The 18,101-nt window shown below is 72.0% G+C and carries 10 protein-coding genes; 5 read left to right on the forward strand and 5 right to left on the reverse strand.

Annotation, left to right across the window (positions count from 1 at the left end):
- Window positions 1–8 precede the first annotated feature (8 nt).
- From ABZ470_RS16050 to ABZ470_RS16065, 4 genes are all read right to left on the reverse strand, one after another.
- Window positions 9–1,061, reverse strand: coding sequence for a TauD/TfdA family dioxygenase (locus tag ABZ470_RS16050; RefSeq protein WP_362911830.1), 1,053 nt, complete (start codon window positions 1,059–1,061; stop codon window positions 9–11).
- Window positions 1,058–6,484: an amino acid adenylation domain-containing protein gene (locus ABZ470_RS16055; protein ID WP_362911831.1), complete on the reverse strand. Its 5,427-nt coding sequence runs from the start codon at window positions 6,482–6,484 to the stop codon at window positions 1,058–1,060. Before ABZ470_RS16055 ends, ABZ470_RS16050 begins: the two co-directional genes overlap by 4 nt.
- Complete coding sequence (locus ABZ470_RS16060; protein WP_362911832.1) at window positions 6,484–11,328, reverse strand: amino acid adenylation domain-containing protein; 4,845 nt, start codon at window positions 11,326–11,328, stop codon at window positions 6,484–6,486. The genes ABZ470_RS16055 and ABZ470_RS16060 overlap by 1 nt, the downstream gene beginning before the upstream one ends.
- 93 nt (window positions 11,329–11,421) lie before the next feature.
- Window positions 11,422–11,643 carry an MbtH family protein gene (locus tag ABZ470_RS16065; RefSeq protein ID WP_362911833.1) on the reverse strand — a complete coding sequence of 74 codons (222 nt, stop codon included), beginning with the start codon at window positions 11,641–11,643 and terminating at the stop codon, window positions 11,422–11,424.
- Window positions 11,644–12,267: 624 nt separating this feature from the next.
- Between ABZ470_RS16065 and ABZ470_RS16070 the strand changes: the two genes are divergently transcribed.
- Window positions 12,268–12,786: a YbhB/YbcL family Raf kinase inhibitor-like protein gene (locus ABZ470_RS16070; protein ID WP_362911834.1), complete on the forward strand. Its 519-nt coding sequence runs from the start codon at window positions 12,268–12,270 to the stop codon at window positions 12,784–12,786.
- A 21-nt stretch (window positions 12,787–12,807) separates the two neighbouring features.
- On the opposite strand, the gene ABZ470_RS16075 is transcribed toward ABZ470_RS16070, so the two are convergent.
- The gene (locus tag ABZ470_RS16075) at window positions 12,808–13,536 is read right to left on the reverse strand and encodes a haloacid dehalogenase-like hydrolase (RefSeq protein ID WP_362911836.1); all 729 of its coding nucleotides are present in this window, start codon (window positions 13,534–13,536) and stop codon (window positions 12,808–12,810) included.
- Between the two features lie 670 nt (window positions 13,537–14,206).
- On the opposite strand from ABZ470_RS16075, the gene ABZ470_RS16080 reads away from it, so the two are divergent.
- Genes ABZ470_RS16080 through ABZ470_RS16095 form a run of 4 tightly spaced genes read left to right on the forward strand, consistent with a single transcriptional unit; the run spans window position 14,207 to window position 18,098 of the window.
- Entirely contained in the window at window positions 14,207–15,022 is an 816-nt protein-coding gene (locus ABZ470_RS16080; protein ID WP_352013246.1) for a 2OG-Fe(II) oxygenase family protein, read from the forward strand.
- Window positions 15,006–16,055 carry a hypothetical protein gene (locus tag ABZ470_RS16085; protein ID WP_362911837.1) on the forward strand — a complete coding sequence of 350 codons (1,050 nt, stop codon included), beginning with the start codon at window positions 15,006–15,008 and terminating at the stop codon, window positions 16,053–16,055. Before ABZ470_RS16080 ends, ABZ470_RS16085 begins: the two co-directional genes overlap by 17 nt.
- Window positions 16,048–16,926 carry a phosphotransferase gene (locus tag ABZ470_RS16090; RefSeq protein WP_362911838.1) on the forward strand — a complete coding sequence of 293 codons (879 nt, stop codon included), beginning with the start codon at window positions 16,048–16,050 and terminating at the stop codon, window positions 16,924–16,926. Before ABZ470_RS16085 ends, ABZ470_RS16090 begins: the two co-directional genes overlap by 8 nt.
- The gene (locus ABZ470_RS16095) at window positions 16,923–18,098 is read left to right on the forward strand and encodes a type III PLP-dependent enzyme (protein ID WP_362783813.1); all 1,176 of its coding nucleotides are present in this window, start codon (window positions 16,923–16,925) and stop codon (window positions 18,096–18,098) included. Before ABZ470_RS16090 ends, ABZ470_RS16095 begins: the two co-directional genes overlap by 4 nt.
- Window positions 18,099–18,101 lie beyond the last annotated feature (3 nt).

An 18,101-nucleotide genomic window follows, 5' to 3' on the forward strand; every position in this document is an offset into this window, starting at 1 on the left:
CCGAGGAGTCAGGAACGGCGGCCGAACCAGCGGCGTCTCTTCGCCGGTCCGGCCGCCGGGGCCGCGAAGCCGCCCAGCGGCGGGACCGTCGGCGCGCAGTCGTCCAGGGCGACCGGGTCACCCATCGCGACCACGATCCTGCGGCCGCCCCGGAACGCCTCACGGGCGTGCGCCGACAGGATGTTGTCCACGATCAGGACGTCACCCGGCCGCCACGTCTCCCTGACCGTCGCCCGCCGGTAGGCCTCGTCGATCGTCTCCACGTCCTGCCTGGAGATCGGCTCGCCGTCGCCGTAGGCCGTGTTGAAGGGCAGGTTGTCGTGTCCGAGGTCCTCAAGGAACACCTCACGCACCTCCGGGTCGAGCGCCCACTCGTTCCAGAAGACCGTGTGGTTGAACCACACCTCCTCCCCGGTCCCCGGGTGGCGGATGGTCGCCGAGCGGCGCTGCGTCGTACGCAGCCTGTCGCCGTCCAGCCACTCGTGGGCGATGTGGTTGGCCGCGCAGTACGCGGCGACCTCGTCCCTGTCCTCGGTGCCGAAGGCGGTGCGCCAGCCGAGGCTGATGTGGTCGCCGTAGTTGCGCACCAGGGACCAGCCGTGCGCGCGGAACCGGTCGGCGAGCGGCGCCGGGATGTCCCCGAGCACCTTGCGCACGTCGGTCACCGGGGTCGCGCCCCCCTGGTCGGGGGCGACCAGGCAGCCGAACATCAGCAGCCCGGGGAAGCTGAGCGCGTAGCTGTTCTCGTTGTGCGGGCGGATCGCCTGGGACGGCGGCAGGTCCGTCGAGGAGTAGACGTCCTTGCCGAAGTGGCTGCGCGGGGTGGCCTTCTCCACATACCCGGCGGGCCTGGAGACCAGGGCGTCACGCACCTCGGCGAAGTCCTCGACCCCCGTGAGCGGCAGCCCCCGCAGGTAGAGGGCGCCGTGGACGTCCAGGCCCGCCCTGAGGGCCTGACGGTTCTCCCGCAGCCACTCGCAGGTCTCCCTCAGACCGGCCCCCTGGGCGTCGGCCGCGGCGGGGCGGCCGTCCTCGACCTCCCAGGCGATGGTGGTGTTCACGATGCGCGCGTCCTTTCGAGTTCTTCGATGCCGACGAGGTCGTCGGGCCTGGCGTCGGGCACGTCGTCGTCGAAACGCGCCAGGGTCCTGATCCGGAGGCCCGCGACCGTCAGCAGGGCGATGCCGAGCCCGCACAGCAGGTAGAGCAGCCCGATGCCGCGTCCCGGCCCGGTGCCGATCACCACGCCGAGGGTGCCGGCGAGCGGGCCGCCCGCGGCGAGCAGCGGGTCGAGGAGGGGGGCGGCGAGCGGGGCGATGACGCCGAAGCCGATCGGTGTGGTCGCCGCGGCGATCATGGTGTTGACCGCGATGACGCGCCCCTGGAAGCGGTAGGGCACCTTCACCTGGATGATCGTCATGATGACGCCGTTGATCAGCGCCAGCGCGTAGGACATGCCGAAGGCCCCGGCTCCGATCAGCCAGAGGTTGGGCCGCAGCCCGATCAGCAGTCCCGAGACCGCCATCAGCGTCGTGGTGAGGATCACGCCGCGCAGCCTGCGGTGGGTCGGGCCGCCCCACAGGCTCATGGTGACGCCGCCGGCGACCGCGCCCGCTCCGGCCGCGACCGCCATGGCACCGGCGGCGGTCAGCGAGGAGAAGGACAGCACGAGCGGCGAGACCATGACGAACATGGGCGCCAGGAACAGGTTCACCCCGGCGAAGAGGGCGAGCATGGCCCGGAAGCTCCGGTGCCCCAGCGAGAACCGGAAACCGTTGGCGATCTCCGCGGACATCGGCTCACGGCGGCGCAGCCCCAGCGTGGTGGGGAACCTGACGAACAGCACCACGACGACGGCGAAGACGTAGGCCGCCACCTGGATGGTCAGGATGCCCTCAAGGCCGATGGCGGCCAGCAGGCCGACCGCGACGAGCGGGACGAGGAACTGGGCGGTGCCGATCGCCAGCTGCACGATGCCGTTGGCGTGCCCGAGGTAGCGTTTCGGCACCAGCTGCGGGATCGACGCCTGGTAGGCGAGCCGCTGGAAGGTCGCGGAGACCGAGACGACCGCTATCAGCACGTACAGCGGGGCGACCGTGAGCCCGCCGGTGAGCAGCAGGGCGAGCATCGCCGCCTGGGCCAGCCCCGAGCACAGGTCACCGGCGATCATCACCCGCCGCCGGTCGTGACGGTCGACCACGGCGCCCGCCAGCGGCGCGACGCAGATTCCCGGCACCAGGGCGAGCAGGGCGATGAGCCCGAAGTGGACCAGGGACCCGGTGACCGTGTAGATCCAGATCGGCACCGCGAACTCGGTCAGCGCCGACCCGGTCAGCGAGACCAGCTGCCCGAGCGCGACGGCCAGGAAGCGGCGCACGTCCGGCTCCCGCTCCCGCCGTACGGCGGCCCGCCGCGTCACGGAGTCCTGCAGCCACCAGGTGCCGCCCGCCTCCCGCGAGTGCTCCCGCCGCCAGGCCTCGTCGGCGGTGTGGGTGCCCGTCAGGATCTGGGCCAGCTCACCGGCGCGGTACTTGGGGAAGAAGTGGCCCGCCTCGTCGATGACGACCAGCGAGGCCGACTCGGACACGAAGCACCACTCCTTGAAGCGCTCCTGGTAGAACTCGGTGCCCGGGTCGCGTTCGCCGACGACCGAGATGACCGGCGCCCGCAGCCGCGGCTGCTCGGCGGCCAGGATCCGCGTGTAGTACTCCTCGGCCATCCGGCCGTCCTCACGCATCAGCTCGACGGTGAAGGCCACCTGCTCCTCGTCGAGTCCGGACACGTCGCCGCCGATGGCGCGCAGTTCGGCCGCGACCCTCCTGGTGCCCTGCAGCCGGTCGTTGATGAGGCTGCTGAGCGGGCCGAGGAGACGGCCCCTCGGCTTGGCGAAGGGGAAGATGCCGCCCAGGTAGAGGGCGTCGAGCTCACGGCCGGACGCCTCGACGTGGCGGGCCAGTTCGATGGCCAGGGCGCTGCCGGGCGCGCAGTGCCCGTAGATCACGACGGGGCCCCGGACGCGTTCGGCGATCTCCTCGGCGCAGAGCCTGGCCACCTCCTCGAAGGGCAGCTGCCCCTCCTCGCCCGGCTCACGCCCCGGCGCGGCGACCGCGTAGAGGGAGTAACCGGCGGGCATCGCGTCGGCGAGCGTCTGGTAGACGACCGCGTTCGCGCCGCCGTACGGCACGCAGATGACGGAGCCGACCCGGTCCTCGGGGGCGACCGGGCGGGTCAGCTCGGCCAGGACGCGGCGCGGCGCGGCGGCCCCGGCCCGGCGTTCGGTGACGAGCGTGGCGAGGGCGGCGACCGTGGGGTGGGTGAACATCTCCAGCACGCCGATCGGCGGCCTGCTCTCCGGGAAGGCCTTGCGCATCCTGGCCACGACCTGGGTGGCCAGCAACGAGTGGCCGCCGAGCTCGAAGAAGTCGTCGCCGGTGCCGACCCGTTCGAGGTCGAGGACGCCCGCCCAGATGGCGGCGACGGCCTCCTCCGTCGGATCGGCCGGGGCGGTGTAGCCGGGCCGCAGGTCGGGCCGTTCCGGCTCCGGGTCGGGCAGCGCCGCGCGGTCCACCTTGCCGTGCGCCTGGAGCGGGAGCCGGTCGAGCCAGACGAACCGGCCGGGGACCATGTACTCGGGGAGCCGGTCGAGCAGGAACGCCCGCAACTCGGCGGCGCCGGTCTCCGGCGCGTCCGGTTCCCGTTCGAGCCACGCGACGAGACGGTCGCCGCGCAGCCCGGCCACACCCTGGACGACGCCGGGCAGGGCGCCAAGCGCCGCCTCGACCTCGCCGGGCTCGACCCGGTAGCCGCGGATCTTCATCTGGTGGTCGGCCCGGCCGAGGAAGTCGAGGCGCCCGCCGGGGAGCCACCGGACGAGGTCGCCGGTGCGGTACATGCGCGCGCCCGGCTCGCCGTACGGGTCGGCGACGAAGCGTTCCGCGGTGAGGCCGGGCCTGCCGAGATAACCCCTGGCCAGGGTGTCGCCGCCGACGTAGAGCTCACCGGCGGCCCCCGGCGGCACCGGGCGCAGCGCCCGGTCGAGCACGTAGACGCGGGCGTCGGGGAACGGGCGGCCGACGGGCCAGGCCGTACCGCCGGACAGGGCCGACGGGTCCACCCGCTCGCCGGTCACCGCGACGACCGTCTCGGTCGGGCCGTAGCTGTTGAAGATCGCGCAGCCCGCGCGGGAGGCCAGGTCACGGACCCAGGAGGCCGGGGACGCCTCACCCGCCAGGACGAGCGCCCGGCGCGGCAGCAGCCGTTCCGGCTCGACCTCCGCGCCGAGCGCGGCCAGGTGGGAGGGCGTCATCTTCAGATAGTCGAGGCCCCGCACGGCCTCGGCCAGTTCGGGCCCGGAACCGCGGCGGGGCAGCTGGTGCAGGGTTCCGCCGCCGGTGAGCGGCAGGTGGAACATCAGCATGCTGAAGTCGAAGGCGAGCGACTGGAGCAGGCCGAAGGTGGCGCCGGGCACGATGTCGTACTCCTGGCGGATGTACTCCAGGTAGGCCACGATGTGCCGGTGCTGGACGCCGACCCCCTTGGGCCGCCCGGTCGTGCCGGAGGTGTAGATCACGTAGGCGAGGTCGCCGGGGCCCGCCACCGGTTCGAGCGGCGTGTCGTCGCCCGGGCCGTCCAGCCGGTCCATTTCGACGACCGGGCCGGTGAAACCGCTCGCCCGCTCGCGCAGCGCCGAGTCGGTGACCAGCAGCACGGCCGAGGCGTCGGCGAGCAGAAGGTCCATCCGTTCACGCGGCTGCTCGGGGTCGAGCGGCAGGTAGGCGCCGCCCGCCTTGAGCACCGCGAGGATCGCGACGGCGGCCTCCACGGTCTCGTCGAGACAGATCGCCACCCGCGTGTCGGGGCCGGTACCGAGCTCCCGCAGCCGCCTGGCCAGCCGGTTGGCCCGGCTGTGCAGTTCGGCGAAGGTCAGCGACCGTTCCCCGGCGACGAGGGCGAGCGCGTCCGGGGTCCGCGCCGCCTGAGCCTCGGCCATCTCGCCGAGCGTGCGATGCTGCGGCCGCCAGGTACGGGTGCCCGCCCACTCGCCGAGCAGCGTGCGCCGCTCCCGCTCGCCGAGCAGGTCCACCTCGGACAGGCGCAGCGCGGGATCGGCCGCGGCCTGCCGCAGGAAGCGCCGCATCGAGTGTTCGACACGCTCGACGGTCACGGCCTCGAACAGGTCGGTCCGGTAGGTGATGAAACCGCTCAGCCCCTCGGGGGTCTCGCTGACGTACAGCGCCAGGTCGAACTGGGTGGCGCGCAGCCGCAGGTCGAACGGGCTCACCTCAAGCCCCGCGACGGTCGTCTCACGGACCGCCCGGTCGACCAGCGTGAACGTCGCCTGGAAGACCGCGGACCGGCCGGGGTCCCGCTCGACCCGCAGGTCGTTGACCAGCCGGTGGAAGGGGTAGTCCTGGTGCGCCAGCGCGCCCAGCACGGTCTGCCTGGTCTCGCGCAGGTGCTCGGCCACGGTCGGGTCCGCCCCGGTACGGCCGCGCAGGGTCACCATGTTGACGAAGGCGCCGACCACCCCCTCAAGCTCCCGGTAGGGCCGTCCGGCCACCGGCGAGCCGATCGCGAAGTCGTCCTGGCCCGCGTGCCGGGCGAGCACCGCGTGGTAGGCCGCCAGCAGGGTCATGTAGAGCGTGACGGAGTGAGCCCTGCCCAGCTCGCGTACGGTCTCGGTCAGCTCGGCGTCCCAGGTGAAGGAGTGGGCCGCGCCCTCGAACCGCTGCTCGGGAGGCCGGGGACGGTCGGTCGGCAGCTCCAGGTCGGGCAGCCCGGCCAGTTCCGCGCGCCAGAAGGCGCCGTCGGCCTCGGCCGCGGGCCCGGCCAGCCGCTCCCGCTCCCAGACGGCGAAGTCGCCGAACTGCACGGCCGGGCCCGGCGGCGGACCGGGGGTGCCCTCGCGCAGCCCGCCGTACAGGGCGAGCAGCTCACCCGTCATGATCTCCAGCGACCGGCCGTCGCTCACGATGTGGTGGACGAGGAGCATGAGCACGTGGTCGCCGGGCCCGACGCGGACCAGCGACGTCCGCAGCGGCGCGTCGCTCGTCAGGTCGAACGGCCGGGCCGCCTCCGCGCCGAGGATCTCGGCCGCCCGCTCCACGTCCTCCGCCTCGGTGACCTCAAGCGTGACGGGCCACGGCTCGTCGACGACGACCCTCGGCCGCCCGTCCTGGGTGGCGGGGAAACGCATCCGCAACGCCTCGTGCCCGGCCACCAGCGTGGTCAGCGCCTCGGCGAGCAGCGCGACGTCCAGCTCCCCCTTCAGGCGCATGGCGACGGGAAGCGTGTAGGCGACGTTCCCCGGGGCGAGCTGCTCCATGAACCACAGCCGCTCCTGCCCGCTGGACGGCGGCGGTTCGGTCCCCGGAGGACGGGGCAGAACGGTCGCGCTCCCCGCCCGCCCGCGCAGTCGCTGTGACAGCAGGGCGCGTTTGTCGGCGGTGAGGGCGCCGGCACGCTCCGACAGCTGGTCGGTCATCAGGCGGTTCTTCCTTCTATGTCGTTGATGAGCAGCGCCTCGACGGTGTCGGCCAGCCGTTCGACCGTGGGGTCGGTGAAGACCGCGTTGACCGGTATCTCCAGGTCCACGGCCGCCCTGATCCTGGCGGCGACCCGGATGGCCAGCAGCGAGTTGCCGCCGAGGGCGAAGAAGTCGTCGCGCACGCCGATCCACTCGACCCCGAGCACCTCGGCCCAGACCTCCGCGACCAGTTCCTCGGCCTCGGTCCTCGGCCCCTGTTTCTCCTCGGCCGCCTCCCCCCGCACGGGGGCGGGCAGGGCGTCGCGGTCGACTTTGCCGTTGTGGTTGAGGGGGAGGGTGTCGAGGATGACGAGGGCGGTGGGGACCATGTAGGCGGGCAGGGTTCGCCGGGCGTGTTGGAGCAGGTGGCCGGGGTCGACGGGGTTCCGGGTGGTGAGGTAGGTGACGAGGCGTTTGTCGCCGGGGTTGTCCTCGCGTAGCAGGGTCACGCTCTGGACGACGTCGGGGTGACGCAGAAGAACGGCGTCGATCTCCCCCGGCTCCACCCGGAATCCACGGATCTTCACCTGCCCGTCGGCCCGGCCGACGAACTCGACGTTCCCGTCGGTGCGGCGCCGTACCAGGTCGCCGGTGCGGTACATGCGGGTGCCGGGCGGGCCGTAGGGGTCGGCGACGAAGCGTTCTGCGGTGAGGCCGGGCCTGCCGAGGTAGCCGCGGGCCAGGTGGTCTCCGGCGATGTACAGCTCCCCCGGCACCCCCACCGGCACCGGCCGCAGCGCGGCGTCCAGGACGTAGGCGCGCGTGTTGTCGAGCGGCCCGCCGATCGGGACGGTGTCCGCGGGCGTCTTCGCCGTCCGGTGGGACAGCGCGAACGTCGTCGTCTCGGTCGGGCCGTAGACGTTGGTGACGACGCCGCCCGCGTCCAGCACACGTTCGACCGCCGTGGGGGAGGCCGCCTCACCTCCCGTCCACAGTTCGGGTACGGCCGCCAGCACCTCGGGTGAGCCCTCGGCCAGGACGTTGAACAGCCCCGTGGTCAGGAACACCCCGGTGACGCGTTCCTCGTGGAGCATCCGTTCGAGGGTGGGCGCGTCGAGTACGCCGGGCGGGGCGACGACCACCGTCCCGCCGTTGAGCAGCGGCACCCACACCTCGTAGGTCGAGGCGTCGAAGGCGAACGCGGAGTGCGAAAGCACCCGGTCGTGCCCGGCGAAGCGACGGTCGGCCGCCAGCGCCACCACGTTGTGGTGGGTGACGGCGACGCCCTTGGGGGTTCCGGTGGAGCCGGAGGTGAACATGACGTAGGCGAGCCGCCGGGGGTCGGTTTCACGGGCCGGGTTGCCGGGGTGGGTCTCGCCGGTGACCTGGATGGTGGTGAGGCCGTGCCCGGCGTGGGTTGTGTCGGTCACGGCCAGCCTGGCGCCGGTCTCCCGCCTGATCCAGTCCATGCGCTCCGGTGGGTAGGCCGGGTGCAGGGGGACGTAGACGGCGCCCGCCTTGGCGACGGCCAGCAGGGCGACGACGACGTCGGCGGATCGTTCCAGCAGGACCAGGACGGGGGTCTCCGCGCCGGCCCCCGCCGCGATCAACCGGTGGGCCAGGGCGTTGGCACGCTCGTTGAGGCGGGCCGCGGTCAGGCGGGTGGTGCCGCAGACCACGGCTTCGGCGCCGGGGTCCGCCGCGACCCGTGCCTCGAACAACCGGGCCAGGTCACCGTACGGCAGCGCCGCCGCGGTGGCGTTGCCCTCCTCCACCAGGGCACGCCGCTCCCCGGCGGTGAGCAGCTCGACCTGCCCGATCCGGACGTCGGGGTCCGCCGCCACCGCCTCCAGCAGCCTCGTCAGCCACCCGGCGATCGACTCGGCCGTGCCGCGGTCGAACAGGTCGGTGGCGTACTGCAGCACCCCGTGGATTCCCGACGGCCCCTCGCTGAGACCGAACAGCAGGTCGCACTTGGCGCCGCTGAGGCCGTACAACGAGTAGTCCGGGTCCGGCGTCACCGTCAGACCGGGCACCTCGGTCCTGTCGTCGGGGGTGTTCTCCAGGGCCAGCATCACCTGGAAGAGCGGGTTGCGGCCGGGCAGCCGCACCGGGTTGAGCGCCTCGACCAGATGCTCGAACGGCACGTCCTGGTGCGCGTACGCCGCCAGATCCGCCTCCCTGACCCGGGCCAGCAGCTCACGGAAACTCGGATCGCCCGAGGTGTCGGTGCGCAGCACCAGCGTGTTGACGAAGAAGCCGACCAGGTCGTCCAGCGCCTCGTCCGCACGGCCCGCCACGGGAGAGCCGACCGGTATGTCGCCGCCCGCCCCGAGCCTGGTCAGCAGCGCCGCCAGCCCCGCCTGCAGGACCATGAACAACGTGGCCTGACCGGTCCTGGCCAGGGTGAGCAGCCGCCCGTGCAGCTCGGGCGGGATCCGCAGCGGCACGGCACCGCCCCCGTGCCCCGGGACCGTCGGCCGGGGCCGGTCGGCGGGCAGCGGCAGTTCCTCGGGCAGCCCCGCCAGGGCCCGCCGCCAGAAACCGGTCTGCGCGCTCATGAGACTGTCCGGGTCGGCCGCGTCCCCGAGCAGCTCGCGCTGCCACAGGGTGTAGTCGCGGTAACGCACGGGCAGCGGCTCCCACTCCGGGGCCTCACCCCGCGTGCGGGCCGCGTAGGCCGTCGCCAGGTCGCGCCTGAGCGGCGCCATCGACCAGCCGTCCGCGGCGATGTGGTGCAGCAGCACGACCAGCACGTGCTCGTCGGGGTCGCCCTGCCCGAGGGCGAACAGGCACGCCCGCACCGGCGGTTCGGCCGACAGGTCGAAGGGGCGCGCGGCCTCCCGCTCGATGGCGGGACCGAGCTCCGCCTCGCCGATCTCCGTGACCGTCAGGCCGGGGACGACGTCGAGCACCCGCTGGCCGTCCGGCGAGGGGAAGACCGTCCGCAGCGTCTCGTGCCGCAAGGCCACATCACGCAGCGCCGCCGCGAGCGCCGCCCGGTCCAGCCGCCCGGACAGGCGCAGGACCAGCGGAATGGTGTAGAGCCCGGCGGACTCGGCGAGCCGGTCGACGATCCAGATCCGGTGCTGGGCGTAGGAGAACAACGGCTCCCCGGAGTCCTCCGAGCGGACCAGCGGCGGCCTGGTCCCGCGTCCTCTCGCCCTCTCGACCGCCGTGGCGAGCGCGGCGACGGTCGGCGCCTCGAAGACCTCCCGCACCTGCACCTCGACGGAGAGCGCCGACCTGATTCCGGCCACCACCCGCATGGCCAGCAGCGAGTGCCCGCCGAGCGCGAAGAAGTCGTCGTCGACCCCGATCCCCGGTACGGCGAGCACCTGCGCGAACAGGTCACGGAGGATCCCCTCGACCGGAGTGCGCGGCGCCGTGCCCGACGTCGTCGTCTCCGGGGCGGGCAGGGCGTCGCGGTCGACTTTGCCGTTGTGGTTGAGGGGGAGGGTGTCGAGGATGACGAGGGCGGTGGGGACCATGTAGGCGGGCAGGGTTCGCCGGGCGTGTTGGAGCAGGTGGCCGGGGTCGGTGGGGTTCCGGGTGGTGAGGTAGGTGACGAGGCGTTTGTCGCCGGGGTTGTCCTCGCGTAGCAGGGTCACGCTCTGGACGACGTCGGGATGACGCAGAAGAACGGCGTCGATCTCCCCCGGCTCCACCCGGATACCGCGGACCTTCACCTGCCCGTCGATCCGGCCGACATAGTCGAGAAGGCCGTCGGGAAGCCTGCGGACGAGGTCGCCGGTGCGGTACATGCGGGTGCCGGGCGGGCCGTAGGGGTCGGCGACGAAGCGTTCTGCGGTGAGGCCGGGCCTGCCGAGGTAGCCGCGGGCCAGGTGGTCTCCGGCGACGTACAGCTCCCCCGGCACCCCCACCGGCACCGGCCGCAGCGCGGCGTCCAGGACGTAGGCGGCCGTGCCGTCGAGCGGCCCGCCGATCGGGACCACGTCGCCGGGCTCGGTCACGTGGTGGGCGGTGGCGTAGACCGTGGTCTCGGTCGGGCCGTAGCCGTTGTGGACGTCACCCCCGGCCGCCAGCACCCGTCCGACCGCGGCGGCGGAGGCGGCCTCGCCCGCGATCCACAGTTCGGGTACGGCCGCCAGCACCTCGGGTGAGTCCTCGGCCAGGACGTTGAACAGTCCGGTGGTCAGGAACACCCCGGTGAGGCGTTCCTCGTGGAGCATCCGTTCGAGGGTGGGCGCGTCGAGTACGCCGGGCGGGGCGACGACCACCGTCCCGCCGTTGAGCAGCGGAACCCACAGTTCGTACATCGACACGTCGAAGGAGGGCGCCGTGTGGTGCAGCACCCGCCGGTGGCCGGGCCCCTGCCAGAGGCGGTCGGAGGCGAAGGCCGCGATGTTGTGGTGGGTGACGGCGACGCCCTTGGGGGTTCCGGTGGAGCCGGAGGTGAACATGACGTAGGCGAGTTGCCGGGGGTCGGTGTCGTGCCGAGGGTCGCCGGGGTGGGTCTCGCCGGTGACCTGGATGGTGGTGAGGCCGGGCCCGGCGTGGGTTGTGTCGGTCACGGCCAGCCTGGCGCCGGTCTGCCGCCTGATCCAGTCCATGCGCTCCGGTGGGTAGGCCGGGTGCAGGGGGACGTAGACGGCGCCTGCCTTGGCGACGGCCAGCAGGGCGACGACGGTTTCCGCGGATCGTTCCAGCAGGACCAGGACGGGGGTCTCGGGTCCGGCTCCGGCCGCGGTGAGGCGGCAGGCCAGGGCGTTGGCGCGGGCGTTGAGCTCCGCGGCGGTCAGGCGGGTGGTGCCGCAGACCACGGCTTCGGCGCCGGGGTTCGCCGCGGCCCGCGCCTCGAACAACCGGGCGAGACTCTCACGGCGGGAAAGCGGGTTCATCGGGCCTCCTGGTTCATGACACGGCGACCAGGGAGCCGCCCGGCCGCCGACGGGACGGAACACGCCGGGCACGACCGGGAGCGGGGGCTCTTCTCATAAGGCCGGGAGACCTTCCCGCGACGCCGAGAGGCCGCGGGGCCGCATGTCGGTCCAGTTCGCCTCGACGAATTCAAGACAGTCCCGGCGGCTGCTTTCCCCGAGCGCCACCTCCCATCCCCTGGGAATTTCCTGGGAAAAAGGCCACAGGGAGTGCTGGCCCTCACCGTTGACCAGGACGAGGTAGCGCCCGTCTTCGTCCTCGAATGGATTGCTCATGGAAACTCCGTACTCTGGTGTGGTCCTTGGCGCCGACGCCGGGAGAACGCCGGAAGGACATCGGTGGAACGCCGGGAGGGCATGAACCACACCGCCCCCGGTAAGCTCGCGTTTGAATTCGGATTCGCCCGCGAGAGGAAAGTCAGAGAAGTCCGTCCCGTGTCCGCCCGGACGGTCACCCCTGGTAACCGGGCGTACGGCCGCCCGATACGAGCGGCGTGGGGCCGGAAGGAGAAGACCGGGGAGTCGCTCAGGAGGGCGGCGAGGCCGTACGGCACCTGCGACGCGCGGAATTTCTGAGGACAGGGCCGGGAAGAGCGCGGAACCGCGCCGAGGGCCGGGGGGAGGAAATGCCGTTTCCATCCTCGAATGGATTGCTCATGGAAACTCCGCGCTGTCGGATGCGGGTTTGTGAATCGTCTGGTCGGCCGGGCGCAGGATCGTCGCGTGACGCCGGGTGCCGACTGGCAACCCCGCTTTGCCATTGATGCTCCAAAAGCGGAGTATGCCCTCAGGTCCCATACAATTGTCAACCCTTGACAAAGGTTCCGGGCGGAGAAACAATCCACTGCCGGATGACGTCCGGCGGGAGGCCGGCGCTTCCCGAGGAGAAACGGAAGAACGATGGCCGAGCGTGCGCCGCTGCCCTATGCCCATCTGCGCCGGGTTCCGGCGTTCGATGTCGTCAGCGACGACCTCGTGGACGGCGGGGTCCTGCCCGACGCGCACGTCTACGAGTCCGGCAACCTCTCCCCGCACCTGCGCTGGTCCGGCGCCCCCGAGGGGACGGTGAGCTACGCGGTCACCTGCTTCGACCCCGACGCGCCCACCTGCAGCGGCTGGTGGCACTGGCTGCTGGTCGACATCCCGGCGGAGGTGACCGAGCTGCCGCGCGGAGCGGGCAGCGGCGACATGAAGGGTCTGCCGGGCGGCGCGATCCACGGACGAAACGACTACGGCACCTTCGACTTCGGCGGGGCCGCCCCGCCTCCCGGGCCACCGCACCGCTACGTCTTCGCCGTCCACGCCCTCGGCGTGCGGAGCGCCGAGGTCACCTCTGACCAGACGGCCGCGATCTTCTCCGGCACGATCAACCACCACGCCCTGGCCCGCGCGGTGCTCACCGTCGAGTACGGGATCTGAGACCCTCCCCGCGGAGGGCGGTCACCGGCCTGACGGCTCCGTCCGCCACGGCAGGACCGCGCAGTCGCCGTCGGTCCCGGCCATGATGCGCCTCAGATGGGGGGCCGACGGGCTGATCGCGAACCGGCGCCGGGCGGCGAGCAGCAGCGGCAGGTCGGCCGCGCTGTCGGAGTAGGCGTAGCCGAAGGGCACCGGTACCCCCGCCGCCCGCAGCATGAGCACCTTTCCCTCACCGAGGCAGCGCTCGCCGACCACGAGCCCGCCGAGCCGCCGCCTCTCCCGGGTGGCGACGATCTCCACGCCGTCCAGCCCGAGCTCGGCGCAGACCGCCCTGACGACGCGCGCCCCCGAGCCGCTGGCGATCACGACCCGGTCGCCCCGGGAGAGGTGTTCACGCAGCCGGTCCAGTCCCGCGCGCATCGGGTTGGCCGAACCCGCTCCCGCGTGCCCCGTCGCGAAGACGCCGGCCAGCCGGTCGAGTTCCGCGTCGTCGCTGCCGACGGTGGCGAACCAGCAGAGCCCCGACAGGGCGGCCCTGCGCGTCCTGACGTTGGGCAGCGCCCGCAACGCGGCGATCACCGGGAGGGCGGGAAGCAGGAGCGCGAGCCGCCACGGCCGCCGCCGCATCAGCCAGCGCAGGAACCACTCGCCGCACTCGCCCCTGACCAGGGTGCCGTCCAGGTCGAAGACGGCGATCACCGGCGCCTGCCCCGGGATGTCCCCGGACGCGGGGGAGAGGCTGTGGTCCACGGTCGGTTCCTTCGCGGGTCGTGGGGGAGGTCCGGAACGCTCCACACCGCCGGGGAGATCGCCGGGCCGGTGGAAGGTCCGTGACATGGACGGCCCGGGACACGCGTGGATGCGCGCGGGCACGCCGTCGGCCGGTCCGCCCTCGGTTCACCCTCGGTTCGCCCTCAAGGGGCCCGGCGCGCGATCAGTGTGCCATGCCGGAAGCCCGTTGACCATGGGGAAAACGCTTTGTTCCCTCCCTTGGACCGTTCTCATTAGTGACGCGAATAAATTATTAAAGTCCTGTCCGAAACCGGCGGCCCAGGTGGCGGTACGGGATGCCGTGAGGGGTGGGGACGCAGTTCCGGGCCGACTGGAACACCTCGGTCGTATCGTGTCCGGAATTGAGAGAGCGTTATCTGGAGAGTTCTCCGCTTGCGTCCGTAACCCAAAAACATGAGTTCCCCTCGCGTACGGCACATCCGAGTTGGTCTGCGGTCATTTAGGTGCGTAGCGAAGTCGCAACTTTGGGTGACTTTAATCTGAAAATTCACCATTTATTTGCTTTGATCACCTCCTATACACTCGCTCGCGGCGCTGGTCGGGAGACCAGTGACCGACGGCCGCGCGATCGCGCTCTGCCTGGCATTTGCCACCGCCAAACCTTCGTACGACGGGGGACATCCTCGAAATGCCACACAAGACCCTTGACTACGCTCGAGAACTACTCGGGGTCGGCTATGCGCGCATAACGCTGGGCGCGAAGGAGGCCGCTCTCCTGGCCACCGCCCTGGACGAGTGCCGGCGCTTCTTCTCCCTGCCCGACGCGACCAAGGCGCGCTACTCAAGCGCCGACTGCAACTTCGGCTACCGCCCGCTCGGCATGGAGTACTCGATCACCGCGGACCGGCCGGACCTGAACGACTGCTTCACGCTGTGGTCGGACCGGCTCGACCTCGTGCCGAACTCCGCGGAGCTGACCTCCCTGACGGACGCGCTCCTGGCCTGGCGGAACCACCTGTCCGCGCTGGTCTCCGACGTCGTCGGCCACGTCGCGGGAATCATCGGGGACGCGCAGGCGCCCTCCTTCGAGGCGGCCTCCTACCTGCAGGTCAACAACTACACCCACGCGGACGGGGAGCGCGACCTGCTCCAGGACCGGCACGAGGACGGCCACCTGGTCACCGTCATCCACACCACCGCCCCCGGCCTTGAGATCTGGCCGGACGGGGAGTGCCTGCCGGTCGAGATGGCCCCCGACGAGGTCGTCCTGATGCCGGGCTCGGTCTTCGCCGAGCTCACCGGGGGAAAGGTCGGCGCGCTGGACCACCAGGTGCGCAACCTCGGCCTCGACCGGCGCATGTCCCTGATGTACTTCGTCAACCCCGAGCTGACCGAGCCCCTCTACCCCTGGGTGCGCACCGAGGGCGAGGCCCCCGCCGACCTGCGTGACAAGATCCGCAGCCACCCGGCGACCTTTGGACTCCCCCATGTCCCCGTCCTCTGACCTCCGTACCGTCCTCATCGTCGGCTCCGGCGACGGCACGGGACTGAACTTCTCCCGCTCGCTCGCCCTGGCCGGGGGATACCGGACCGTCGGCGTCGACACCACCCTTGAGGACTTCCACGCCAGCGAGGCGGACGCCCGCTACCTCGTCTCCTGGAACGACCCCGCCGACCTGGTGAAACAGGTCAACGACATCGCCGGGCGGGAGTCGGCCGACCTGATCTACGCCGCCGACACCAGCCCCGAACTGCTCGCCGTCGCCGAGTCCCGAGACGACCTCGTCGCGCCCACCCTCCTTCCCGACCGGGACGACCACCACAGGATGGAGGACAAGTGGGCCACCTGGCAGGCCCTCAGGCAGGCGGAGCTGCCCGTTCCCGACACCGTCCTGGTCGACTCACCGGCCGACCTGGAGGAGATCATGGCGCGCCACCCCAAGGTGTGGCTGCGCCGCCGCAGCGGCAGCGGGGGAGCGGGCTCCATCGCGACCGGGTCGATGCAGCTGGCCACGGCCTGGCTCGACGAGCACTCCGGCTGGGGCCACTTCACCGCGGCCGAGCACCTGTCCAAGAGGACCGCCACGCTCAGCGGGCTCTGGAACGACGGTGAGCTGGTCTGCTCCCAGCTCAGGGAACGGGTCTCCTGGAAGTACGCGACGCTGTCGGTCTCCGGCGTCACCGGCATCACCGGGGCGCAGCGCACCTTCTGGGACGAGGAGCTGCACGAGCTGGCGCTGCGGTGCGTGCGGGCGGTCTGCGCGCGGCCGCACGGCATCATCGGCGTCGACTTCACCTACGGCCACGACGGCACGGCGCTGCCCACCGAGGTACAGCCCGCCAGGTTCTACTCGTCGATCTACTTCCTGGCCACGCTCGGCGTCAACATGCCCGACCTGTACTGCAGGCTCGCCCTCGACGGCGGCCACGGCCTGCCCGGCCCCGCGGCGAACCCCATCAGGGAGAGCCACTACTGGGTGAAGTCGGTCGACAAGCTCCCCCGGCTGCTCTCGCCCGAGGAGTTCGCCCGTGGGTGAGTGGACGCATCACGACCTGCGGCGGCTCTGCGCGGCCGGGCGGCCCATCACCAAGGGGCCGCTGAACGACACCTACGCCGCGACCCTCGGCGGAAGAGCGGTGTTCGTCAGGCACCGGGTCCTGGACGACCCCTGCTACGGCCAGACCTTCGCCGGGGAGCGCCTCGTCGGTCCCCTGCTGCCCGGCCGGATCAGGGTGCCCGAGATCCTGCAGGTCGTCCCGGACGAACAGGGTGACGACCGGTTCGCCGTCTTCGAGTTCGTCGACGGTCACACCCCCGACTGGGACGACCCCGAGGTGCTGACCGCGCTGGCCGACCGGCTCCTCGACGTGCACGCGATCCCCGCCGACGGTCTCGGCGACGTCGGCGGGCCGCTCAGCCGTACGGCGGTGCCCGCCTACCTGCTCGGCCTGCTGCGGCGCGAGTGCGAGCTGCTGCCCGCCCACGCGGGCGAGCTCACCGGCGCGGCCGGCCTGCTCACCGGCGCGATGGCCTGCTTCGAGGACGAACGGCCCTGCCTGTGCCACGGCGACGTGCACCGGGGCAACTGGCTGGTCGACCGGTCGGGGGAGCTGTGGACGCTCGACTGGGAGGCGGCGCGTTTCCGGGTCGCGGCGGCGGACTTCAACCAGATGCGCGCCGACTGGCTGACGGCCGCGCAGGAGGAGACCGTCCTGTCGCGCTACCTGGAACGATCCGGAAGGGACCGGGCCGTCTTCACCCGGCAGATCGCGATCCTGCGCCTGCTGTGGCACCTGCGGACCTACAACTTCCAGGTCCTGGTCAGAGGCCGCTCCCCGCGGCGGCACCTGGAGAACCTGGAGGCCGCGCGCGCCCTCCTCGGAGAGATCCTGGGAGAGGGCCCGTGACGATCCCCGCGCACCTGACACCCGCCGTGCCCGTCTCCGGCGACGCCGGCCTGGCCACCCCCTGCCTGATCCTCGACGAGGACCTCGTCACCGCCGCCTTCACCGGCTTCCGCGCGGCCTTCCCCTCGGTCGGCGTCCACTACGCGGTCAAGTGCAACCCCGACCCGGCGCTGCTGCGGCACCTGCGGGGGCTCGGCTGCGGCTTCGAGATCGCCTCCCACCCCGAACTCGAACTGCTCACGAGCGTGGGCGTCGACCCGGCCGAGGTGCTCTACAGCAATCCCGTACGGCCCCGCGAGCACATCTCCCGCTGCCACGACGCCGGAGTGTGGCGTTTCTGTGTCGATTCGCCGCACGAAATGGCGAAACTGTCACAGGCGGCGCCGGGAGCGCACGTCTACGCCAGGCTCGGCACCGGCCAGGCGGCCAGCGTCGTGCCGAGCGAGGGGAAATTCGGCGTCTCGAAGGACGATGTCTGCGACCTTCTCCTCGGCGCCGGAAAAATGGGGTTGAAACCCCATGGAATCGCCTTTCACGTCGGTTCCCAGATGACGGATCCGCACGCCTGGGACGCCCCGCTGCGCGACGCGGCCGAAATCATGGAACGGCTCGCCGAAAAAGGCGTGAGAATCGCCATGCTCGACATCGGCGGCGGATTTCCGGCGCGCTATGACAAGCCGGTCCCCGGCATCGGGGAATTCGGACGGCACATAACCGGTCTTCTCAATGCGCTGCCGTACCCCGTCGAGGTCGTCGCCGAGCCGGGACGCGCGCTGGTCGCCGAGGCCGGGGTCATGGTCTGCCGGGTCCTGCAGGTCGTCCGCAGGGGCGGGACCTGGTGGGCCCACACCGACCTGGGCGTCTTCAACGGGATGATGGAGGTCCTGGAGACCGCGGGCGCGCTGGTCTACCCGATCTCCGGAGAGCGGGAGAGCGGCCCGCCGCGCAGGTACAACGTCACCGGGCCCACCTGCGACAGCCAGGACACCTTCGCGACCGGCGTCGAGCTGCCCGAGGACCTGGCCGAGGGCGACCTGCTGTTCGTCGGCTCCGCGGGCGCGTACACCACCGCCTACTCCTCGCAGTTCAACGGCTTCTCCACACCCCACACCGTGCTGCGCCGCCCGTCGGGCCCCCGCGTGACCACCGACCGTCCCGAGTTCGGAGAGTGAGAC

It is taken from the genome of Streptosporangium sp. NPDC020072 (assembly GCF_040631445.1).
Lineage (GTDB): Bacteria > Actinomycetota > Actinomycetes > Streptosporangiales > Streptosporangiaceae > Streptosporangium.

What these genes read in the sequence shown, in the direction of transcription:
- ABZ470_RS16055 (WP_362911831.1), bottom strand. Translation starts at nt 6,484, where the DNA reads ATGACCGACCAGCTGTCGGAGCGTGCCGGCGCCCTCACCGCCGACAAA.
- ABZ470_RS16065 (WP_362911833.1), bottom strand. Translation starts at nt 11,643, where the DNA reads ATGAGCAATCCATTCGAGGACGAAGACGGGCGCTACCTCGTCCTGGTC.
- ABZ470_RS16060 (WP_362911832.1), bottom strand. Translation starts at nt 11,328, where the DNA reads ATGAACCCGCTTTCCCGCCGTGAGAGTCTCGCCCGGTTGTTCGAGGCG.
- ABZ470_RS16080 (WP_352013246.1), top strand. Translation starts at nt 14,207, where the DNA reads ATGCCACACAAGACCCTTGACTACGCTCGAGAACTACTCGGGGTCGGC.
- ABZ470_RS16070 (WP_362911834.1), top strand. Translation starts at nt 12,268, where the DNA reads ATGGCCGAGCGTGCGCCGCTGCCCTATGCCCATCTGCGCCGGGTTCCG.
- ABZ470_RS16085 (WP_362911837.1), top strand. Translation starts at nt 15,006, where the DNA reads ATGTCCCCGTCCTCTGACCTCCGTACCGTCCTCATCGTCGGCTCCGGC.